A 21,210-nucleotide genomic window follows, 5' to 3' on the forward strand; every position below is an offset into this window, starting at 1 on the left:
TTTCATCAAAGGGTGGTTGGTACATGAAGGACGCCACCGTATCCCCCCGCGACGCCGAAGTGATCAAGAACAGTGCTGGTGTGACGGGGATACGGGGTGCTCGTTCTGGTGGCGGGCGTCACTCTGCGCAGCAGATCGGGCCCGGACCCGACGACGAGTCCGGGCCGGTGACTCGGGCTACAGGTTCCAGACGGAGTTGAAGGAGAGCCTGATCAGCTCCTTGTCCGTCACGTACTCACCGGACCGGAGCAGGTCCAACTCCGTCTGGCCCAAGACCTTGCGGTACAACTGGAACTCGTCCATGGCCCCGGCGAAGTGGACCTTGTAGTCGCGGTCCGAGCCGAGCCGGAGGCTGAAGGGGGCGTCATCGGGATCGGGGGCCAGGACGTCCTCCTGAGGCGAGACCCGGAGGTCGAGCAGCAGGCCGGAGACCGGCTTCAGCTTCTCTCCCGTCTTCCCGGGCAGCTGGGTCCCGGCGGTCGTCGTGGTCTTCGCCCCGCCGTCCGCGGACAGCATGAGCGCGGCGCCCTGGCGCTGGAGGACCACGTGGTGCCAGCGGTCGTCGTCCAGCCCGGTGGCCGTGGTCACCTCCTGGACGACGTCCCGCAGTGCCTTGATGGGTTTGCCCTCCGCATCGACGTCGTCCACGATGATCCGGCCCTTGATCGCACCCTTGATCGACCCGTCGGGTCGCGCGGTGAGCTTGAAGGACGAAGCGGCGCCGTCCTGCTCGTAGCCGACGACGATCGGACGCTCCACCGTCGACGCGCCGTACTTGACCCAGCCGGCGACCGTGAAGTCGTCCTTGCCGAGCCGCAGCGAGTTGTCGCAGGACACGCGGACCACGTCGTCCACGCCGTCGAAGAGCATGGTCTTGCCGGACTTGGCCGTGGCCGCGACCGTGCCCAGTTGGGCGCCGCCCTGGACCATGGCGTTGTTCGAGTTGGCGCTGTAGTCCATCGTGTACCAGCCCCGCAGGTCCTCCTGCGCCGCGCCGAGGGCCTGGGGGGTGAAGGTGGTGAAGTTGACGAAACCGTGCGGGCTTCCGTTGGCCGTCTCGTACAGCATGCCGACGACCCCGTTCGGCAGCTGCGCCATGTCGGAGTAGCCCGCCCGCAACTCCTCGTTCCGGGGCCCGGCGTGGATCACGGCGCCGGTCGCGGGCCAGATCGGCCGCACCCCGCTGCCGGGAACGGGAGCGGTGCGCACGGCGAGCCTGAAGCGGTCGTTGGACTCGCCGCCCTGACGGGTCGGCGCGGAGTACAGCACGCGTCCGTCGGGAAGCGTCAGCAGTGATCCGGAGACCGGCGGGCCCTCCAGCTTCTCCACCGGCGCGAACGCGATCCGGGTGTTCGGGTCGACGATCTGCGAGGCGGATATCGTGGCGTCCAGGCGGCGGTCCCGGACACCGCATGCCTGCGTGGAACGCGCATTGACGTAGATCCGGCCGTCGTTCAGCACGGTCGTGGACGGCTCGGTGGGCGCGGCCTGGCCCTCCGGGACCTCCGAGCGGGCGCCGACCCTCCAGTCCAGGCCGTTGTCGCTGTGGTAGAAGACGGCACCGCTGTAGGACTGGGTGACGCCGTTCGTCACGACCTCCCGGCGGTACTCACCCGAGACGACGAACGGACCCGACGGCAGCTTCACCGCCTTCCCGGGACCGATCGAGAGCCACTTCCAGTCGCTCTCCTTCAGGTTCGGCAGCACCCGCTTCTTGGGCTTCCAGGTCTTGCCGCCGTCGAGGGTCTGCATCACACGCAGCTCCCGCGCCTGGCGCTTGCCTTTGACGACGTCATTGCGGGCGTAGAGGACGTTGACGTGGCCCTCGGCGGCGTCCACCACCACGGGGACCGGGTTGCCGTAACCGCCGTCGTCGTCAGCGCCGCGGAGCAACTGGAGGGGTCCCCAGGTCTTGCCGTCCGCGGACCACTTGGCCACCAGGTCGATGTCACCCGCGTCGCCGCAGTGGTCGACCCTGGCCTCGGCAATGGTCAGGATCCCCTTCGCCGTGTGCACGAGCTGGGGGATCCGGAAGCACGTGTATCCCTCCGAATTGGCCGCGAACGGCTGGGAGGTGATGGACTGCGCCACAGCGGCCGTGGCCGACTGCGCCGTCGACAGCATGGAGCCGAAGAGAGCCGCCAGCGCGGCCCAGAGCAGCACGGAACGTGTCCTGCGCACTCTTTTCTGATGAATGATCATGAACGCACGGTAAGCGGGGATGGGGGCCGTCCTGAGACCGGGCCCGTCATCCGGACGGGACGGACGGCGAGGACCCGACGCCGGCCGCCGGCAGTACGGGGGCCGCCACCGGCGAGACCCCGTCCACCCCTCACGGGGAAAGGGCGTCGCGTCACCGTCCCACGCCACCGGCAGCAGTCGGGCCCGCGGTCGCGACCTGCTGCGCACGGGGGCCGAAGGGGTTGTCGATGACGTACCGCCAGAGGCCGTCCGACCCCCGTCGGGCGACATCGGTGGCCGTGCCCTCGACGTGCACGTCCACGCCGTTGCCGTCGGTCCCCTCGATGCTCCAGTCCACGATCAGCAGCGCCAGGTCTCCATTGCGGTAGACGTGCCGCGGACGGACCGAGACGGGAACTCCCAGGTTCTGCAGACGGCCGTTGGCGGCGAGCAGGCCCGGGCCGGACACCGGCGTTCCGGGCTGCTCGACCAGCACCGCGCCGTCCTCGTACACCTGCGCCAGCGCGGCGGCGTCACCACTGTTGAACCGTTCGGCGAACACCGCGGGCACGTCTTCGGGCCGGTCGGCCAGTTCTCGCATGATCGACACGCGTCCTTCCGTAGCGGAGAGAATGGGGCGCTCAACACGCTAGGAGGCGATCTCGTGACTCACCGAACCGTTGGTCACCGGGCAGGGCTCCCCGAAGAGCCACACGCCAACGTCGGGGCGCCCTCTCCTGACTGCCCGGTGGAGATCACGCTGGCGGCCCTTCACGGACGTTGGACGACACTGGTGGTCCGCGAGCTGCTACGCGGCGACCAGTCCTACAGCGAGCTACGCGCGGCCCTCCCCACGTTGTCGGACAAGGTGCTCTCCGAGCGCCTGGCACAGCTGGGCGAGGCGGGAGTCGTCGAGCGCGACCGCCGCCCGGGCTGGCCCCCGCGAGTGCGCTACGCGCTCACCCTGCGCGGGCGCAGCCTCGGCCCGGTCCTCCAAGCCCTGTGGGACTGGGGAGCAGAAAGCGGGCTCGACACGACGGAGGGCGCGGACCAGCCCACGCAGACCGCGCGAGGAGGTCGCCCCACCCCGGTCGAATAGTCCGTTCATCGGCTGGGCCACGGGCAGGAACCACGGAATTGCACCCGCCCGGTGGCGGGGCAGGGGGAGGGAGGGGGCGGCCGCCGCGGCCCCCGGTGCGCCGAGGAAGCGTCGGTCTTCGGCGCGGCGCCGGAGCACGGTGTGGAGCACGTCATCGGTGATGACCAGGGGCCGGCCGCCGCGCCTGCCCTTGCGGGCGGCGGTGTCGAGGCCCTCCATGGTGGATTCGCGGAGCGTCTTTCGGGAGTCAGCCCGTCCCCCAGAGCCCGGCGATCCCGGACGCCGGCGCCGGTACGCGGAGCCAGGACGGGCCGCAGGGCTCCCCGGATCCGTGGGGCGGCTTCGCCACTTCCGGGGAACCCCTCTCCAGCACGGTCGAGAACGGCCAGACGCAGATCCTCCGGCTCGGCTTCAAGATCACCGGCGAGGAGCCCGTCCAGGGGCGGAGCTGGGCACCCACCTCGCGGCCGGGCGTCGAGCTGACCCAAGGGTGTTGCAGAAGGTCTGTCCCGGGCATCCGATCGTCTACGTTCGCGTCAGGTCACGGACGAGACGGGTGAGCTGAGGGGACGGGGCGACCTTCAACTCCATTTGCAGCAACCGCCGGTAGTCCTGATACCGCTTGACCGCGCAGGCCACGTTGCCCTCGGCCAGGTGGACCTCGACGGCGATCCGGTGAGGGATCTCGCGGAACGGGTCGATGGAGACGGCGGCGAGCGACGTCTGGAGCGCGGACAGATGACGGCCTTCGGTCTGGAACTGCTGGGCCAGAGCCTCCAGGGCGTACAGCCTCAGCTGGTCCCAGCGTTCACGTTCGATGAGCAGCCATTCGTCGTCCCAGCCGGGGAGCAGGACCTGGCTCAGGTCTGCCACCAAGCGGTCCCCTTCACTCGATGCGGGGCGTTTGCCGTCGCCGGACACGAGGCGGTCGGCCGCGTCCCACGCCTCGTGGAAGTCGACCGCGACGGCGGGCGCGAGCGTGAGGCTGTGATCGACGCTGTCGATAGCGGACACCTGGCCCAGCTTCCTGCTCTGGCAGAGCGCGGACCGTAGATTGGCGGCGGCCCGACAGGGCGTGCAGTCGGGCCACAACTGCTCTGCCACCGAACGTCGGTGCGTGCCCTCGCGGTGCAGGGCCAGGAAGGCCAGCAGTCGCTGAGCTGCGTTGGAGACGGCGACGCGCCGCCCTCCACAGGTGGCTTGGAAGGGCCGCAGGATTTCGAGTTGGGCTCCTCGCGACACGTCTCTCACTGTGCACAAGGGCACATACGGCTGCAACCGGGCGGGGACGTGCGGGTCGGTCCCTGGTATGACGGGGTCCGCCCCGTCCCGACGCTGCATGTGTGCCGTCAACCACGAGGCAGGAACGTTTCTGCAACGGGTGGCGACACTCCTCCGAACGCCTCCGTGACGGCCGTCGAACGTCTTGCACCGGACGAGGGAACGACGCCGGAACGCGCCTGTGGGACACGTTTCTCATGGCCCGGCGCGCCACGGGCGACGGCCGGACCGCATCGGTCCGCATCGGTTCGGATCAGTGCACGTCGAGACAGTGCGGTATGCGGAGGTTCAGATGGACATCCGGTCGGTGGTGCGCGGGATGGCTGGGGAGCAGGAGCTGCTCGGCAGCCCCGACGTGCGCGTGGCGGTCCTGGACGGCCCGGTGGACCTGACGCACCCCTGCTTCGAGGGATCGAGCCTCACCCGGCTGCCCACTCTGGTGTCGGGCCCGGCCGGTCCGGGGCCGATGTCGCTGCACGGCACACATGTCACGAGCCTGCTCTTCGGGCAGCCCGGCTCGCCGGTGCCCGGTCTCGTGCCGCGCTGCACGGGACTGCTGTTTCCGGTGTTCCGGGAGTCCCCGGACGGCCGGGGGGTGACGCGCGTGCCACAGCTGGACCTGGCGCGGGCCGTGGAACAGGCCGTGGAGGCGGGGGCCCACGTCATCAACATCAGCGGTGGGGAGCGGACCCCCGAGGGGGCGCCGGACAGCATGCTGGAGCGGGCGCTCCGGTTGTGCGAGCGCAGCGGCGTGCTCGTGGTGGCGGCCGTCGGGAACGACGGGTGCGACTGCCTGCAGGCCCCCGCTGCCACGCCGTCCGTGCTCGCTGTGGGGGCCGCCGACGCCGCCGGAGCGCCGCTCGACATCAACAACTGGGGCAGCGCGTATCGGCTGAACGGAGTTCTGGCCCCCGGACGGGACATCCAGGGGGCCGCGCCCGGCGGCGCGGTCGCCTCGCTGACCGGCAGCAGCTTCGCCGCCCCGGCGGTGACCGGGGTAGTCGCTCTGCTGGTCGCGCGGCAGCTGGCCGAAGGCCGCAAGGCCGACCCGCTCGCCGCGGGTCGCGCCGTACGCAAGTCCGCGATCCGTCCGCCCTGCGGCCCGGCCGACTCACCCGAGTGCCGCCGGCTGCTCGGCGGCCGGCTGAACGCCGCCGGTGCGTTCGCCCTGGTCCGCGGGGAGGGAAGCCTGACGTCCGGTGCTCCCAGGATGACGCACGCCGAAGAGAAAGAGAGAGCCATCGTCATGGACACGCACGCCGTACACGCACACGCCGAGGAACCGTCCGAGGCCGTGCCCGCAGCCATGTCCCAGGCACCTGCGGGCGCCGAGGCCGCGGCGCCCGCACCGCAGACCGCGGCCCCCCAGGTCGCACCGACGCAGGCACCGGTCCCCGGTGAGGCGCCGGTTCCCGTGCCCCCGCCCCCGGACTCATGGCCCGCGCCCCCTCCGCCGCCGCCCGTACCGCCCACGCCTGCGGCGATGCAGCCAGGTGTGCAGCCTGCGGCGCAGGACGCCCGACCCGCAGCACCTTCGGCCTACGCGGCTCCCGCCGCGCCCCCCGTCTACGCCGCCCCCACTGCGCCCCCCGCTTACGCGGCACCTCCCGTCTACGCCGCACCCGCCGCGCCTGTCGCCTATGCGGCCCCTGTGGCTTACGCCGCACCCGCCGCCTACACCGAGAACACCGGCGCCTGCCCGTCCTGCGCCGGATGCGGCGGTACCTGCGGGGGCGCGGGCGGGCAGCCCAGCGGGGGCGGTGCCGCCCCGTCCGCCCCGCCGCCGACTCCCGGGAAGCAGTTGATCTACGCGATCGGCACCATCGGGTTCGACTTCCAGACCGAGGCCCGCCGGGACAGCTTCCGTCAGCAGATGCCGCACCACTTCGTTCCGGCAGCAGACGGGCAGCCTGAGAGGGAGGAACAGCCGAACATCTACGACCCCAGGCAATTGCACGCCTACCTGAGCAAGAACCCGTGGGCCTCGGACAAGCTGACGTGGACACTCAACGCGGACGCGACGCCGCTCTACGCCCTCGAGGCGGAGATGCCGGTCGGCATGGACTGGACCCGGCCGATCATCGACGAGCCCAAAATGACCGCGGAACAGGTGCACGACATCGCGGCCGGTGCCGCACGCAATCCCAAGAAGCTCACCCAACTCCTCGAGACGCTCTCGTATCCGCCGGTCTCCTTCGTCTACAGGACCTTCCGGGACGCGCTCCTCGGACAGGCCAAGAAGAAGGACGACGAAGACTTCGTCTCCCGGGTCTCGATACCCGGAGTCCTCACGGACCGTACCGTCCGGCTGTTCTCGGGCCAGGTCGTCCCTGTGGTCGAGGTCAAGAGCCGCGGCCTGTTCACCTGGAACGAGACGCTGCTGGTCAACGCCGTCTTCGCGGAAGTGGTCAACAGGAAGGTGGCGGATGCGCGCAACGAGGTCATCGCGGCCGGTGGGAACCAGGCGGCACAGGACGCCGCCGCGAAGAAGGTCCGCGACGAGTTCGCCGGCGAGAAGGGGAAGTTCCTCAAGCGGAGCATTCGCGCTCTGCTGGACAAGATCTACTGGAAGTTCCGCAACCTCGGACAGAGTTCCGGCGACCGCGCCCTGAACGCCGCGGGCACCAACGCGTTCCTGGTCGGCGCCGAGATCCAGGACGGCATCCTCTCCGCGGAGCACGTCCCCGGCAAGAACAACAACTTCTACTCGCTGGACACCGTCAGCGTCTCCAAGAGCCCCTTCTGCCGTCCCGGCTCGGACTGCCAGGACGTCACCCTGACCTTCTTCGACCCGGAGAACGACCAGCGGGCGTCGGTGTCGTACCTGTTCACCTTCGACGTGAGCGACGATCTGCCCGTCAGCCTCGCTCCGGTCCACACGTTCATCGGCAGCGTCTGACTGCCGGCCCAGCCGAGGAGCCCCCATGGACAAGACCAGAACCCCGGTACTTCCCTCACTTCCCCTTCAGGCACCCCCGGTCTGCCGCGAACCCTCGCAGGCGCCGCAGGAGTGGCACGACGGCCACGGCGTGCAGGCGTCCCGCTCGGGCTGCGCCGAGCTCTGGGGACCCGCGCGGCAGATGTGTTACGCGCAGCGGTCGCAAGAGGTCTGAATTCGCCCGCCAGTGGGAGCAGAGCAATGAGACCAGCCTCCGGCGGCAACCGCCCGCCGGTCAGTCACCAGGTGAAAGGTGAGAAAGATGAAAGAGCCGTTTGTGCGGCGTGAGGAGCGGCCGGCTCCGTCCGGCACTCCGCGGACGCCGTTCCAGACACCCGCCATCGACCGCGACCCGACCGGGCCCAAGGGCTCCGGCGACGGCGGTGACGGCGTCGAGGCCAACTTCGGCCTGGGCGACATCTGGAACATCGCGAAGAAGGTCCTCTTCTAGCGACCGACATGCAGCATCCGTCGCGGCGGCGGTGGCGGGCGCCTGGTTCCCCCTCCGCCGCTGCACCGTCCTGAGAGGACGCCCCGGGATGAACAGAGAGATCCCGCAGAGCGCAGTGTCGTCCGCCACTCCGCGGACGCCCTTCCAGGCGCCCGCGGTCGATCGGAGCTCCACCACTCCGGCACGCGACGGCACCGGCTCACCAGGGGTCGAGGCGAATTGGGAAATGCCCTGGACCCTGATCGGCCACGGAGCCAAGGGGATGTTGGACGCCTGGCTGTCCAGCCGGGCCTGATGCCTCGGCACCGCAAGAAAGGACATGGACATGAATGAGGACTTCTCCCCCCGCGCCGGCCCGGCGGCCGTCCTGCGGGCACCCTTCCAGTCGCCGGCGGTCGACCGGAGCCCGATCGCTCCGGCATGTGCTGACGCCGACTCACCGGGCGCCGAGGCGAATTTCGCTCTCCCCTGGGATCGGTTCGGCAAGGCCATGTACACACTTCCGCACTTCTAGTGCCCTGGAACAGTGAGGAACGGACACGGACATGAACGAGGACTTCTCCCCCCGGGCGACCACGGCGGCCGCCCCGCGGACGCCTTTCCAGGCGCCGGCGGTCGACCGCACCCCTGCGGCCCCGAGGGCCGCGGGCACCGAGAACGGTGGCGTCGAGGCGGACTTCGCCTGGCTGCTGCCCCTGGCCACGAAGGCGATCGGAAGCCTTTTCAGGTGAGGCCCGCGTCCCAGCGGCGGGTTCCTCCGCCGCTTGTCGGCGACGCCAGGAAAGGACGGTGGCATGTACGACAAGTCAGAAGAGGGCGCCGCGGACCGCGGGGCCCGGCTCAACTTCCCCGTGCTGGGGACGGTGGAGCGCCGATGGGACACGTATCAACCCTTCCTGAGGGTGGTACGCGTCTATCACCCCGAGGAGGACCAGAACAAGTTGGGCTATGTGGTCGAGGAGCCCCCGCCCAAGTCCACCTTCGGCTCCGTGGTCGCGGACCCGTCCGCTTCGGACGGTCTGGACGACCGGGGCTGGAGCTGCTTGCCGGGTGAATCCTGTACATGGCTCGGCCCAGTCTAAGGAGGCGCCTCTCCCCGGCCGCCGCCTATGCGGCAGCGGCCGGGGAGACCGCTGTCGCTCCCCGCTCCTCAGCGTCAGCCCTGGCATCCGGTGCCGCCAGGAGCCGGTCACCAGCTGCTGGCCGACCTCGCTCGCGGCGACCTTGCGGCAGCCGACCAGGTGCGGCCGGGTGGGCAGCACGGTGAAGCCGCTCAGCCGCAGCCCGCGCTCCAGCGAGCGCCGGATGGCGGCGTCGTCCGTCACGAGCACCACGCCTGCGGTGGCCGCACTGCCGGCATACGCCCCACCTCCCCGTCCCGGCCCCTCCGCGGAGCCGGTGCCCGACCCTCTCGCGCCGACACGTGCGGCGCGAAGCCGGGCCGGGCCGGGGACAGGCCATCCGGGCCGGTGCGTCAGCGCTGGCAAGCGCTTCTCTCGTCACCGTCCTTGCAGATGGTGACCCAGGGGCCGTCGAAGTAGGCGACGGGGCCGACGGAAGCAGTGACCTCCAAGGTACCGGGGCCGCACTGCTTCTGCGGGGACTTGGACCACACCTCGAGGTGCCTCGGCTTGCCGATGGGGAGCCCGACACCGACGGCGATGGTGTAGCAGGCCTTGGGGTCGGTGACGGTCAGCTTGCCCTTGGCCGTTATGGTGCCTTTCTCGTTCGTCCAGACGCCCGTCATCATGCCCGAGCCGTGCGCACCGGCGACGCTCTTGTTCCAGGGCTTCGGGTCGGGGATCCAGTCGGCGGAGGCGGCGGAGGCGGTGCTCGCGGTGGCCCCGATCATGAGTAAGGCGCCGGCGGCCGCGGCGGCGGCCATGAACTTGCGCATGACGCAATGTCCCTTCGTCGTGTTCGTGCTGCGTTGACGACCGGACGCTAGCGACGGGGCATATCCCCGCATTATCGGAAACGGCCCGGGCGCAGGGGCCCGGCCGGGCTCCCGCCACTCACCGGCGGACCGCGGACGAACCCCCGACTGCGACGGCACGCGAACCCGCCGCTCGCCAGGGCAGAGGGCCCGCCGCGTCGAAGTAGCCGCCGGTCGGGCCGTCCGGGCCCAGCCGAGCCGTCCGAACGATCACCTCGGCGCCCTGTTCGACGGTCTGCGTGCGCTCGTGCCGGTTCAGGTCCGTCGCGCTGTAGCCGGGCTCCACGGCATTGATCCGCACGGTGGTGTCATCACTGCCGGTGGCGAGCCTCCGCACTCGGCAGAGGACCCCGGTGATCACCCGACGGTGATCACTCCACCGGCCCCACGCGGCCCGCCGGGAGGGGAGAACGACTCCCGCGCGATCCCACTCCGCATCGGCCTGCCCCCACACCCACGTCACGAGATCCGAGAAACATCGCCAGGGGTCCGTCTTTACATTGATAGTGCCCAGAGCAGGATTGATGTGAAGACGGACCCCCGCGCGGGCGGCTCACTGGGACAGGCGGTCCCAGAACGAGCATCGGTGTGCGGAATACGCGCCGACAGGGTGGATCCCGCCCGGCTCCGGAGCCAGCGACTGCACCGACGGCGCGTGAGGTGACGAAGCGCGGAGGGCGGGCCAGAGCGGGGCGTCGGCGGTGTTCGGGTTTCCGGTGCGTGCGAAGTTCGTCCAGTAGCCGACCATCCGGTCCGACAGGGCGCGCTGGCCGTCGTCCAGCGGTCGTTCGGTGGGGAACGGGGTGAACAGGAACGGCATCTCGAAGCCGTGCGCCGCGCCGTAGGGGAAGCCCGGGTTCGCCGGCAGGCCGGAGAGGACGGGAGCGTGCGGATCGTTGAACTCGTAGCCGTAGAGGGGGAGGCCGGGGGCGCGCGCCGCGATGGCCCGGCCGGCTGCCAGCGTGGTGCACGTGAAGGACCGATCGGTCAGCACCGCCGCCCAGGCCAGCGCGGGAGAGGGATGGTGTGCTGCCGGATACCGCGCCTCGACGGCCGGGGCCGCGGCCCCGAAGGCTTCCGCCAAGCGGGCTCGGTAGTCGTCCTCGGTGCGGATCGGGAACGCGGCGAGCGACAGGCCGACGAACATCCGCATCTCATCGCGGTTGGTGCCCAGGATGACCGGCAGGCGGTGGAAGCGTCCCGACGCCAACGCCTGGGCAGGTGCCACGGGCAGCAGCCCGTTGCCGAAGGCGGGCCGGTTGAAGGACTGCATCAGCTGTGGGGTGGCGAGACGATCCGTGCTCTGGCCGCGCAGGCACGCCAGAACCTCGTCCCCGCCGCCCGCCGTGCAGCCCAGGTGCCGGGCGGCTTCCGCACCGGCCGTCTGGACATCGGCCTGTGAGGCAAACGGCTCGTACGCCGGTGTTCCGGGGGCGAGCGCGCCGCGGGGGAACGACGTGAGGCAGGAACCGCTCTGGAGGACGGCCCTCTGGAAAAGTCCTGCGGCTGTCGGCGAGGTGAGGTGGGCACAGATGCCGAGGGCGCCCGCGGACTCACCGAACAGCGTGACACTGTGCGGATCGCCGCCGAAACGCGCCGCGTTCGCCCGTACCCAGCGCAGGGCGGCCTGCTGGTCCGCCAGGCCGAACGGCGGGGCGGCGCCCAACCCGGAGTGGCCGAAGTAGCCGAAGATCCCCAACCGGTAATTGACCGTGACGACGATGGCGTCACCCTGGACCGCGAGCCGTGCGGCGTTGTAGTCACTGCCGGAACCGCCCAGGAACGCACCGCCGTGCATCCACACCATCACGGGCCGCTTCCTCGCAGCCGGCTCGGCCGCCGGCGCCGTGACGTTGAGGTAGAGGCAGTCCTCCGAGCCGATGACCCCGCTCGCACCTGGTGGCGGCATCTGCACACAGCGTTCAGCCGGCCTCGTCGCGTCCCGGACACCCTGCCATGCAGCGGCGGGCACGGGGGCACGCCAGCGCAGCGGTCCGGTCGGCGGCGCGGCGTACGGGATGCCGTCGAAGGTGGTGTACGAGCCGTGGGACATGCCGTGTACCAGGCCCTGCTCCGTCCGTACGACCGTACGGTCCTGTCCGTCGGAGTCAGGGAACCCGGGGCCTGCGGCGGCCGCGGGTGCTGCGGTGGCCGACACCAGCGCCACCATGCACAGCAGGGGGAGGAGCGCCACGCGGAGTCCGGCCTTTCGGTACGGACGTGGTGACGTGCTCGGGGGCATGAGTACCACCGTTCTTGGTCGGGGACGGGAAGGGACGCCACGGGACGCCGTGGCACGCGGCCACACCGGTCCAGGCAAGGACGGCACGACACCTGAGCTGCGAGAACGGTGCGGACTGACCCGCCGGCGATCACTACGCTAGAACCTCCCGCGCGCTGGAGATTCAAGGGACTGTGACGCAAGACACGTGGAGCATCGGTGAACTCGCGGCCGCAACGGGCCTTCCCGTCAAAACGCTCCGCTACTACTCCGACAGCGGTCTGCTGCCGGTAGCCGCTCGCAGCACCGGCGGTCATCGGCGCTACGGCCCCGAGGCGTGGGAGCGGATCCGGCTCATCAGACGCCTGCGCGCGCTGGACACCCCGATCGCAACGATCACGCAGGTGGTCACGGGGGAGTGCACACTCGGCGAACTGGTGGCAACCGAGCTTGAATCGGTGCAGGAACGACTGACCGAACTGCGGTGGCGCGAGGCCACACTCAAGGCACTGGACGACTGCCCGGGCGAGGAACGGCTTCGGCGCCTGGAAATACTCTCCCGCGTGCAGCAGCTCCCGGAGGCGCACCGCACGCTCACTGATCACTGGTACCGCGAGCTGTCCGCGGCCATGCCCAGGCCTCGACTCGACATCATGGTCTCCATGCTGGCCCCCGCCCCACCGCAAGACCCCGTCCCCGCCTCGGCCCTGGCCTACGCCGAGCTGCACCTGCTCATCTCCACGCCCGGTTTCACCCGCTGGACCCAGGACCACGACGAAGAGATGAGGGACGGCCCGGCCTTCTACGCGGAGATCGACGAAGCCGCCGCGCTGACGGCCGCCGCTCTGGACCAAAACCTGCCGCCCGGTGCCGGCGACGCGGTGGACGCGTTCGTGTCCGCCCACGCGCGAGCCCGACGGGAGTCGGACACCCCCGCCTTCCGCGCACGCCTCCACGGACTGGTGTCACGGTCATCCGGCTTCGACCCCCGACTCGAGCGGTACTGGGCCCTGGTCGGCACTGTTACGGCCGGGCGCGTCCTGAACATGACCGTGGCACATCGATGGCTCACTGACGGCCTGTCCATGTCGATCGCCGCAACGATGCGCAAGATCCGGGCAGTGATCCCGCAGCCGGCCGACCAGATCGCCCACCACAAACGCCTCGGCAGCAAGGGCGGCAGGCCTCCGGCCTTCGACAGGACCGCCGACAAGCTGCTCCCGCCTCGCGCGCAGGAGATCGGCGTAGACCTGCGCCCGCACCCCCGGCCCGCCGGGATCCCGCACGACGCCCGCCGGATCAGCGCCGCTCGTACAGCGCCAGTTCGGGCAGGAGGCGGAACGCCTCGCGGGCCGCGGCCAGGGCCTCGTCCCACCGGTGCAGCCCCTCCAGCCTGCGGGAGAGCGTGTACAGGGCATTGGCGAGGTCGGGGACGTGGGCGGGGCGGGTGGCGGCCAGGGTGCGGTAGACGGCGACGGCTTCCTCGAGGGCGGCGAGGGCCTCTCCCGGCCGGCCGGACTGCTCCCGCCGTACCGTCACGGCGATCAGGCTGCTCGCCAGGCCTTGCAGGTGGGCGTCCGGGTCGCGGGAGGCGAGGGTGCGGCGGATACGGAGGGCTTCCTCGACGGCCTCCAGGGCCTGCTCCGTACGCCCCACGGCCGCCAGCCGGGTGCCGAGGGTGTGCAGTTGCACCGGCAGGTGGGGCAGGTGGGCCTCGGGGTAGGCGCGCGTCAGGCCGCGGAGGATCCGTACGCACTCCTCGGTGGCGGCGAGGGCCTGCTCGGGCCGATCCAGGGCCGCGTGGAGCGCCGCGACCGTGCTCAGGCTCGCGTTGAGCGCCATCAGGTGGGCGTCGGGATGGATGGCGACCAAGCCCCGGTGAATGGCCAGGGCCTCTTCGGCGGCGGCCAGGGCCTCTTCCTTCCGGCCCGAGTCCTCCAGGGCCCAGGCCAGCCGGCCCAGACTCTGGGCCAGCTGGGGCAGGTGGGCGTCGGGACGGGTCCTGGCCATGGCGCGGCTGAGGTGCACCGCGCGTTCGGCCACCGACAGGGCCCCCTTCAGCCAGCCCATCTCCGCACCTTTGACCGCCATCTCGCTCAGCGTCGCGACGTGAGCGGGGGAGTGCGCAGAGCCTGCACCGGCCATGCCGTCGTGCAGCCGGGCGGCTTCGATGAGCGCCTCCATGGCCTCCTCCTTCCGGCCCAGGTCCCACAGGCGTTCGGAGTGGACGTTCAGGCTCCGGGCGAGCTGCCGGGCCTCGGCGTCCGACCCTGCCCCGGCCTCGCGACGCAGGCGCACCGCCTCCTCGGACGCGGCCAGCGCCGCCTCCTGCCGCCTGAGATCACCCAGCAGGGTGGCGAGCTTGTTCAGACTCTCGACGAGGTCGGGGGTGCGGCCGCCGCCCAGGCCGCGGGAGAGCGCCACGGCCTCCGTGATCGCGGCCAGGGCCTCCTCACGGCTCCCGAGGTCACGCAGCCGGTCGGCGTACGCGTTCAGGCTCGCGATCAGGGGGACGGAGTCCGCCAGGGAACGGGCGACGGTGACGGCTTCCTCGGCGGGGGCCAGCGCCTCCTCCCGCCGGTCCAGAGCTGCCAGGCGCGAGGAGAGGGAATGCAGGCTCCACACCAGGTCGGGGGTGTGGGGGAGGCCGCGGTGGCGGGCGACCAGGTGCCAGGCCAGGTCGCATGCCCAGACGGCCAGGCGCTGGCTGCGCGGGACTCGGTCGTCGAGCTGCCTGAGGGTGTCCAGCGGGGTCCGGGGATCCGCGGCGATCTGCTGCAGGCCGGCCACGAGCGGGCCGGGACGTTCCACTTGGGTGGCGGCGGCCATCGCCGTGGGTGCCAGGACGGTGCGGTGCCGGACGCACAGCGCGGTCAGCTGGTCGTCGAGCTGCCCCGCGAAGACGGCGTGCGCGGCCGCGCGGCTGTAGAGGGTCAGCAGCCGGGCCGCCTGCTCTTCGGTGATGCCCGGTACGAGGTCGTGGGCGAGCCCGGGGTGCGCTTCCAGGCGGCGGCCGATCAGACGCTCCGTCAGCCGGTCGGGCTGCAGGCTGCCCCACGGACCCGAATCGGCCGACGGATAGAGGGCGGCGATCCAGGCCAGGACGGCATCGCGGCGGTCGCGCGGCTGGTCGGCCAGCCCGCCGACCTTGCGCAGGACCTCGGCGGCCTGATCGCGGCCGGCGGCCCCCACCAGCAGGGCGGCGGCGAGCGCGGCATCGAGAGTGGCCGTGCTCAGCGCCGGACTGAGACCGCAGGCAGTCGCGCTCTGCTCCCAGTAGCGGCGCTCGTGCAGGAGCAGGCGGTCCTCGACGCCGGCCGCGGGGCCCGCCCCGTCCTCGGCCGGACCGGGGTCGGCGGCGTCCAGCAGATCGGCCAGGGCGGTCATGTGCAGGGTCAGCGCGTTGTCCATGCTCGCCCGGTTCACCTCAAGGGAGGGGAGGGCGGCGGCCAGCGCCGGCCAGTCGGGCCCCTGCCGGCCGCGCACCTCGGGCAGCGCGGCCGCGAAGGCCTCCGCCGCCCGCCGGTACGCCTCCGGACGCGCGGCCGCATCGCTCTCCAGCGCCGGCAGCGCGGCCACCGGGGTGCCGTCGAGTAGTTCTTCGGCGGTACGGCTCGCTGCCTGCGCGCTGGCCCACCAGTCCCCGGCCGTCCGGGCCAGCAGGAAAACCTTGAACGGCGTGGCACCCCCGTGCTCGGCTGCGGCCTCCAGGATCGCGGCGAACTGTGCCGCGCGGGTCTCCGCGTAATCCAGCACCACCAGCAGCGGCTTGGCGGCCCGGCCCACCGCCCGCAGTTCTGCCGGGGTGGCACTGGCGCGCGGCCACAGCACCGCCCAGCCGTCCGGGGCCAGGGTGGCGGCGAGCTGGTGGGCCAGCCGGGTCTTCCCCTGCCCGGCCGGGCCGTGCAGCAGCCAGCTGCCGAATCCCTCCTGCCGGCACCAGCGAGCCAACCGGCCCAGCAGTTCCTCGCGGCCGTGGAACGCCACGACCTGCCGGCCCGCCTGCAGCAGCGCCGCCGCCGAGCCCAGACCGCCGGCCGGCGCCACCGGACCGGCCTCGGCCACGACCTGGAACTCGACCGCTTCGAGCACCATCGCACCAGCGCAGTGCTCGGCCAGCACGGCCCGGAACTCCGCGTCGTGGTGCAGCACGTACGCCGGCACCACCGAGAGCGCGGCATGCCCGGAGCGGCCCGCGTCGGCCGCGACCACCCCGGTCAGCAGGCGGCCGCAGAACATCGCGGCCCCTGACAGCCCGCCCCACGGCGACGACCCGTCGGTCGGCCAGACCGGCGGATAGGGGCCGAGGTCCATCACGTGCCGGTTGGCCACGAAGCCACTGCCCGGATTCACCGTCCCCGCCAGCTGTGCGGCCTCCACCGCCGCCCCCGGCCGCTGCACCACGTCCGGTACGCCCCAGGTCGCGCAGGGCTGGCCGGGCTGCTCGGTCACCAGGCGGCCCCAGTGCACCCCCGCGCCCGCCGGTGGCCGCCACCCGGCGTCGTCCACCTCCACCAGGGCCGCATCGTCGCGCCCACCGGGCGTGCCGCACCACACCACGGCCCCGCCGAACACCGCGTCGCCGCCCGGGCGGAACACCTGCACCAGCGTGCCGCGGCGACCGGCCACGTGTGCCGAGGTCAGCACCAGCCGCGGACCGATCACGTACCCCGAGCCCGGCCCGCCCGGTCCTCCGACCGCGACCAGACGATCCCGTCTCATCGCATCCCCCGTTCCGTACGCCGACGCCCGGTCAGTCCTGGATCCGGCCGCTCACGTCGCCGGGACCGGCCGGCCGGTCCGCGCCCCCGCTGACCAGCAGATCGCCGCCGGCGGGACTCCTCGGGGTGAGGGTGAACGACACCCGGTGCGTCCGGCCGCGGGTCACCCCGGCCTCCGCCTCCGCCGTCACGGCCCACACCCGGAAGCCCGCCTTCGCCCGCGCATCGGCGCGTAGTTCGACCTCGAACTCCATCTCCACCGGCCCGACCACGAACGAGATCTCGTGTCCCGCACCGCGCGCCGCGGCCTCCAGGAGCTCGTCCCGCACCGCCGCCACCGCGTCCGCCAACCCGATCTCCACGCATCCCACCCCGTCACCGTCGATTGCACGTCTGCCCAGGCCGAGCGTAGGGGCACGGCACCGCCCTGCGCAGGCGGTCATGAACAGTTGTCCGAGTTCGGCCGGGGCGCAGGGCGGTTGCCCGCTACGGCAGCGGGGCGAACGGGGCGAGGAACGCGCGGGCGCCGGGCGTGTCCAGGCGCTACGCGACGCTGGTCGCGTAGCAGGCACCGCTCCGCACGGCACTGTCCGCTGCGCCCAGGGGCGGGCCCGCCTCGACAACCACCGCCTCGTCACGGAGAACACCCGCCTGCTCCAGCACCTCGACAACCCGCCGGCCGCCCTCCACACCCTCCATCGGCAGCCCTGAGCGCGAGGGCGGCCCGGGCGACACCGGCTCATGCCGGTCGCTGCTCGATGAAGTTGTCGAGCCGTACACGGTTGTGTGCGGGTATGTTCCAGTCTGCGTCCGGATTCGGCCGCTCGCTGGAAGGCGACCTGACGGATCGACGGAAGCGACCGGCTTGCTGCCATCGAGCACGACACCTGTGCATCGTCGGACCTGGCGGCTTCTTCGGTCTCGGCGAGCACCCGGTGCAGGGAGGCGACAGAGGGGTGCTTGCCGCGTCCTTGCCGGTCTTGATGGTGAGCTTGCCGCGGTCTCGGGGGGCGGGAACGCCGCGGTCCTTCAGCGCATAGGCGAACAGCAGCGAGTTGTCGTCGATGACCTTGGAGCGCCCGCCGTGGTTGCCTTTTGCGGCGGCGGTCTGCTGGCCTTTGTGATACTCCGATTCGACCCACAACGGCGTCGACGTCTGGAAGAGATCATCCGCAACCTCGGCGACCGTATCGAGGTGGCCCGCGTCAACGGCTCGCCCGGCGAGGTCCAGGCCTCCAGACCAGCCTGGGAACTGTCCGTGACAAGCTTGAATCCCTTGAACCGCCTCGCCCAAACCCGCAACCGCAACCCTGTCACTCTGGGTATGCCGATCATCCCGGATAGGCGCGATGATCCCATCGAGAGTGGAGCATGTCTGCAACCGGAAGCGGCACGGCTCACGCGGCGGACACCTGCCTGGCTTCGACGCCGAGCGTTAGCCGAAACGAGAAGTCCCGCGTCCCCGTTGGCGCCCAGCCAGCGACAGTGCGACATTGATGTAGGTGGCGATTACGGCGCTCCATTCAGCTTATATCTTTCTCTTAATGCGCCCGCGGTCAATACGCCCACCGTGGACGTCTGGTCGTCACCTGCCACACTGCACATCAGGTCTTTGGCGTGGGCACAGTCTTTCTATCTCCATGCCGGAGTTGACGGCGGTCGTCCGCCACATACTGCTGCATCCCACTGAAGACTGTACCTTAGATCAGCGATAGTGAATCGACCGTAGCGATGAACACCACCGCCGCACTGCTTCAGGGCAGCGCCATCGCCTGGCTGTCTGTATCGGCTGTCATAGGGGCTATTATCGGAGCGTCGGTGAAGTTTGTATTCGAGGACATGCTGCGTCCGTGGTTCGGCGTCCGCCACGAGACAAAGAAGGTGCTGAACCAGTACTCGACCCCGCTGCTCAGGTCGGCTGAATCCCTCGAGCGACGCATCAACATCCTTATCCGCAATGAGGGAAAGAACTGGTTTACTGAGGACGAGTACATGCACCTAAGCACCCTTTACGTGTTCGGCGCGCATCTCTGCTGGGTTCGGATCATCGAGCGAGAGTTCGGATTTCTGCCCTACGAGTCAATCAAGCGAGGCAAACTACTCAACGGCCGGATGTACGGAGTCTTTGGAGCACTCACAAGCCATGGATATTTTAAGGGTCACCAGGACCAGGATGCCGTGGCCCGAAGTGTGGTGCCCCGCCTCATGCTCTCGGCCATCGGCGAGGCGATGACGAAAGAGGGCTCCCCGCCTCGCGTGCTGGACTTCACGGAATTCGCTATCCGCTACCAGGAGGGCCAGCAGTTCGCCCGCTGGTTCAAGGAGTTGCGCGAGATGGTGGCCGATGCCCACCCAGAGAATCCATTGTATTGGGATCGCCTCATTATCGCCGGCGCTCATCTGAGAGCACTGATCCGCCTCTTGGATCCCAAGGGGGTCATGGTGAAGGCTCGCGCGATACAAAATCTGGACCTATTGACCTCAGGTGAGGTCAGGAAAGAACTGGAACGAAAGTTCCCAAAATACCTGCCGCCTCGCGTGACGAAGCCCCTAACCTGAGCGTGCGAGGCCGGTGCTGCCCGCCCGCGTCTAAGAGGTCGTTTTATCCCGCCGCTTCATCCTGGTATGGGGTATTTGGTGGATGTTTTTGGGTCGCGCCAGGAGATGGTGTTCTCGCCGGTGAGGCGGCGGGCCATGAGGTCGGTCATGGCGAGGTTGACCAGGGCCTCGGAGCGTCCGGGAAGGGTTTCGTAGTCGCGGGTCAGGCGGCGGTGGAGCATGAGCCAGCCGTAGGTCCGCTCGACCGCCCAGCGTTTCGGGATCGGGGTGAATCCCCTGGTCCCGGGCTTGCGGGCGGTGATTTGCATGTCGATGCCGAGGGTGGCGGCGTGCTCGACGAGGTGTTGGCGGTAGCCGCCGTCGACCCACACCTTCCGAACGGTGGGGTGTTCGGCGGCGACCTGGTCGATGAGTCGGGTGCCGGCGACGGAGTCCTGGACGTTGGCTGCGGTGACCAGCACCGCGAGGAGGAGTCCGAGGGTGTCGGTGATGATGCTTCGTTTGCGGCCCGCGATCTTCTTGCCGGCGTCGATGCCCTGGCTTGCGGCAGGGACGCTGGTGGAGGTCTTGACGCTCTGGGCGTCGATCACGCAGGCCGATGGCTCCACGTCCCGTCCTTCCTTCTCCCGCGGCAGTTGGCGGAGGAGCCCGTTGAGCTGGGCAAATATCCCCTCCTCCGCCCATCTGGCGAAGTAGCCGTAGACGCTCTGGTGCGGCGGGAAGTCGTGCGGCAGGTAGGCCCACTGGCAGCCGGTGCGGTCCACGTAGAGGATCGCGTTCATGATCTCGCGCAGGTCATGCCGTGGTGGCCGGCCGAAGTCCAGAGCCCGGCCGCGGCGCTCGAAGCGCCACGCGGACAGCACCGGCTCGATCAACTCCCAGCGCGCATCGGACAAGTCACTCGGATACGGACGTCGCGTCGTCATGAATACGGCGTACTGCCGCGGACCGAGTGCGCCCAGGCGCACAGCCGCGACACCGGAAGCACGGGCCACCGAGGGCCGGACATCTTGGAATGAGACGGGAACAAGACCCGCCCCGCCCCACCCGCCACCCCACCCGGCCCACAGCCATCAACTGCATGCGTGGCCACGACCGCACCACGACCGACCATCTTGCAAATCGAACCAAAATAGACCTATGCAGATTAAAACGACCTCTAAGACGTCGTTTCATTTGGTGAGGCGGCGGTGGCAGATGAGGGCTGCGGCTATGCCGACGAAGGCGAGGAAGTGGTCGGCCTTGCGCTCGTATCGGCGATGGAGTCGGCGGCAGCCGGCGAGCCATGACACGATCCGTTCGACGACCCACCGGTGGCGGCCGAGACGTTGCGAGGACTCGATGCCCTTTCGGGCGATGCGGTGGCGGATGCCGCGTGTACGGAGCCATTGGCGCAGGTGGTCGTAGTCGTAGCCTTGTCGGCGTGCAGTTTCGCCGGCCGTCGCCTGCGCGGGCCGCGGCGGGAACGGATGGGCGGGATCCCGCGCACGAGCGGTTCCAGGCCGAGGCTGTCGTGCATGTTCGCGCCCGAGATGCCGAGCGAGAGCGGCAGTCCGTTCCGATCGGTGATCAAGTGAATTTTCTATCCAGGCTTGCCGCGATCGGTCGGATTCGGTCCCGTCAGAGGCCCCCCTTTGCAGCCCGCATGCTGACGGAGTCGATCGCGCAGCGCGACCAGTCCAGTTCCCCACGGGCGCCGAGTTCGTCGAGGATGACGCGGTGGGGGGGGGGGGGGGGGGGGGGGGGGGGGGGGGGGGGGGGGGGGGGAGGGGGGGGGGGGGGGGGGGGGGGGGGGAGGAGGAGGGGGGGGGGGGGGAGAGCGA

General features: G+C 70.5%; 16 protein-coding genes and 3 pseudogenes. 8 read left to right on the plus strand and 11 right to left on the minus strand.

From position 1 onward, the window contains the following. Positions 1–177: 177 nt before the first annotated feature. Together ACZ4VL_RS33795 and ACZ4VL_RS33800 are read right to left on the minus strand one after the other, a co-directional pair. Complete coding sequence (locus ACZ4VL_RS33795; RefSeq protein WP_468207831.1) at positions 178–2,202, minus strand: exo-alpha-sialidase; 2,025 nt, start codon at positions 2,200–2,202, stop codon at positions 178–180. 151 nt (positions 2,203–2,353) lie between these two features. Then, entirely contained in the window at positions 2,354–2,782 is a 429-nt protein-coding gene (locus ACZ4VL_RS33800) for a YybH family protein (protein ID WP_468207870.1), read from the minus strand. Positions 2,783–2,929: 147 nt separating this feature from the next. Here ACZ4VL_RS33800 and ACZ4VL_RS33805 point away from each other — a divergent pair, with 147 nt between their 5' ends. Further along, entirely contained in the window at positions 2,930–3,280 is a 351-nt protein-coding gene (locus ACZ4VL_RS33805) for a winged helix-turn-helix transcriptional regulator (RefSeq protein ID WP_468207834.1), read from the plus strand. 525 nt (positions 3,281–3,805) lie between these two features. Here the strand turns inward: ACZ4VL_RS33805 and ACZ4VL_RS33810 are convergent. After that, positions 3,806–4,522, minus strand: a complete 717-nt coding sequence (locus ACZ4VL_RS33810) for an AfsR/SARP family transcriptional regulator (protein WP_468207837.1) — start codon at positions 4,520–4,522, stop codon at positions 3,806–3,808. 331 nt (positions 4,523–4,853) lie between these two features. Between ACZ4VL_RS33810 and ACZ4VL_RS33815 the strand changes: the two genes are divergently transcribed. The 5 genes from ACZ4VL_RS33815 to ACZ4VL_RS33835 all read left to right on the plus strand — a co-directional run bounded on the left by ACZ4VL_RS33815 (position 4,854) and on the right by ACZ4VL_RS33835 (position 9,032). Then, positions 4,854–7,460, plus strand: a complete 2,607-nt coding sequence (locus ACZ4VL_RS33815; RefSeq protein WP_468207840.1) for a cyanobactin maturation protease PatG family protein — start codon at positions 4,854–4,856, stop codon at positions 7,458–7,460. A gap of 301 nt (positions 7,461–7,761) precedes the next feature. Next, on the plus strand, positions 7,762–7,950 hold the full coding sequence (locus tag ACZ4VL_RS33820) for a hypothetical protein (protein WP_468207843.1): 189 nt from the start codon (positions 7,762–7,764) through the stop codon (positions 7,948–7,950). Between the two features lie 88 nt (positions 7,951–8,038). Continuing rightward, the gene (locus tag ACZ4VL_RS33825) at positions 8,039–8,245 is read left to right on the plus strand and encodes a hypothetical protein (RefSeq protein WP_468207845.1); all 207 of its coding nucleotides are present in this window, start codon (positions 8,039–8,041) and stop codon (positions 8,243–8,245) included. Between the two features lie 250 nt (positions 8,246–8,495). Continuing rightward, positions 8,496–8,681, plus strand: coding sequence for a hypothetical protein (locus ACZ4VL_RS33830; RefSeq protein ID WP_468207848.1), 186 nt, complete (start codon positions 8,496–8,498; stop codon positions 8,679–8,681). Between the two features lie 63 nt (positions 8,682–8,744). Further along, positions 8,745–9,032: a hypothetical protein gene (locus tag ACZ4VL_RS33835; RefSeq protein ID WP_404240671.1), complete on the plus strand. Its 288-nt coding sequence runs from the start codon at positions 8,745–8,747 to the stop codon at positions 9,030–9,032. A gap of 392 nt (positions 9,033–9,424) precedes the next feature. Here ACZ4VL_RS33835 and ACZ4VL_RS33840 read toward each other — a convergent pair whose 3' ends face one another. The 3 genes and pseudogenes from ACZ4VL_RS33840 to ACZ4VL_RS33850 form a co-directional block, all read right to left on the minus strand. Then, positions 9,425–9,847 (minus strand): hypothetical protein, encoded by a 423-nt coding sequence (locus ACZ4VL_RS33840; protein WP_468207852.1) that lies wholly within the window; start codon positions 9,845–9,847, stop codon positions 9,425–9,427. A 118-nt stretch (positions 9,848–9,965) separates the two neighbouring features. Continuing rightward, a pseudogene (locus tag ACZ4VL_RS33845) lies at positions 9,966–10,187 on the minus strand (hypothetical protein); the annotation flags it as partial. Between the two features lie 252 nt (positions 10,188–10,439). Then, positions 10,440–12,080, minus strand: coding sequence for a carboxylesterase/lipase family protein (locus ACZ4VL_RS33850; protein WP_468207855.1), 1,641 nt, complete (start codon positions 12,078–12,080; stop codon positions 10,440–10,442). Between the two features lie 221 nt (positions 12,081–12,301). Between ACZ4VL_RS33850 and ACZ4VL_RS33855 the strand changes: the two are divergent. Then, a pseudogene (locus ACZ4VL_RS33855) lies at positions 12,302–12,457 on the plus strand (MerR family DNA-binding transcriptional regulator); the annotation flags it as partial. 949 nt (positions 12,458–13,406) lie between these two features. Here the strand turns inward: ACZ4VL_RS33855 and ACZ4VL_RS33860 are convergent. From ACZ4VL_RS33860 to ACZ4VL_RS33870, 3 genes are all read right to left on the minus strand, one after another. Then, positions 13,407–16,829: a tetratricopeptide repeat protein gene (locus tag ACZ4VL_RS33860; protein WP_468207858.1), complete on the minus strand. Its 3,423-nt coding sequence runs from the start codon at positions 16,827–16,829 to the stop codon at positions 13,407–13,409. A gap of 31 nt (positions 16,830–16,860) precedes the next feature. Further along, positions 16,861–17,190 (minus strand): trypco2 family protein, encoded by a 330-nt coding sequence (locus ACZ4VL_RS33865; RefSeq protein ID WP_468207860.1) that lies wholly within the window; start codon positions 17,188–17,190, stop codon positions 16,861–16,863. 377 nt (positions 17,191–17,567) lie between these two features. Further along, positions 17,568–18,122 carry a hypothetical protein gene (locus tag ACZ4VL_RS33870; protein ID WP_468207862.1) on the minus strand — a complete coding sequence of 185 codons (555 nt, stop codon included), beginning with the start codon at positions 18,120–18,122 and terminating at the stop codon, positions 17,568–17,570. A gap of 437 nt (positions 18,123–18,559) precedes the next feature. Here ACZ4VL_RS33870 and ACZ4VL_RS33875 point away from each other — a divergent pair, with 437 nt between their 5' ends. Further along, the gene (locus ACZ4VL_RS33875) at positions 18,560–19,387 is read left to right on the plus strand and encodes a hypothetical protein (protein WP_468207865.1); all 828 of its coding nucleotides are present in this window, start codon (positions 18,560–18,562) and stop codon (positions 19,385–19,387) included. A 56-nt stretch (positions 19,388–19,443) separates the two neighbouring features. Here the strand turns inward: ACZ4VL_RS33875 and ACZ4VL_RS33880 are convergent, their stop codons facing one another. Then, positions 19,444–20,313, minus strand: a complete 870-nt coding sequence (locus tag ACZ4VL_RS33880) for an IS5 family transposase (RefSeq protein ID WP_468207867.1) — start codon at positions 20,311–20,313, stop codon at positions 19,444–19,446. A 246-nt stretch (positions 20,314–20,559) separates the two neighbouring features. Continuing rightward, positions 20,560–21,109, minus strand: a pseudogene (locus ACZ4VL_RS33885) (IS5 family transposase); the annotation flags it as partial. Positions 21,110–21,210: the final 101 nt, after the last annotated feature.

The organism is Streptomyces sp. NPDC029014, from assembly GCF_055564695.1.

Excerpts from the sequence above, each read along its gene's own strand:
- ACZ4VL_RS33880 (WP_468207867.1), bottom strand. The coding sequence starts at position 20,313 with ATGACGACGCGACGTCCGTATCCGAGTGACTTGTCCGATGCGCGCTGG.
- ACZ4VL_RS33830 (WP_468207848.1), top strand. The coding sequence starts at position 8,496 with ATGAACGAGGACTTCTCCCCCCGGGCGACCACGGCGGCCGCCCCGCGG.
- ACZ4VL_RS33820 (WP_468207843.1), top strand. The coding sequence starts at position 7,762 with ATGAAAGAGCCGTTTGTGCGGCGTGAGGAGCGGCCGGCTCCGTCCGGC.
- ACZ4VL_RS33835 (WP_404240671.1), top strand. The coding sequence starts at position 8,745 with ATGTACGACAAGTCAGAAGAGGGCGCCGCGGACCGCGGGGCCCGGCTC.
- ACZ4VL_RS33800 (WP_468207870.1), bottom strand. The coding sequence starts at position 2,782 with ATGCGAGAACTGGCCGACCGGCCCGAAGACGTGCCCGCGGTGTTCGCC.
- ACZ4VL_RS33795 (WP_468207831.1), bottom strand. The coding sequence starts at position 2,202 with ATGATCATTCATCAGAAAAGAGTGCGCAGGACACGTTCCGTGCTGCTC.
- ACZ4VL_RS33815 (WP_468207840.1), top strand. The coding sequence starts at position 4,854 with ATGGACATCCGGTCGGTGGTGCGCGGGATGGCTGGGGAGCAGGAGCTG.
- ACZ4VL_RS33875 (WP_468207865.1), top strand. The coding sequence starts at position 18,560 with ATGAACACCACCGCCGCACTGCTTCAGGGCAGCGCCATCGCCTGGCTG.
- ACZ4VL_RS33840 (WP_468207852.1), bottom strand. The coding sequence starts at position 9,847 with ATGCGCAAGTTCATGGCCGCCGCCGCGGCCGCCGGCGCCTTACTCATG.
- ACZ4VL_RS33825 (WP_468207845.1), top strand. The coding sequence starts at position 8,039 with ATGAACAGAGAGATCCCGCAGAGCGCAGTGTCGTCCGCCACTCCGCGG.
- ACZ4VL_RS33860 (WP_468207858.1), bottom strand. The coding sequence starts at position 16,829 with ATGAGACGGGATCGTCTGGTCGCGGTCGGAGGACCGGGCGGGCCGGGC.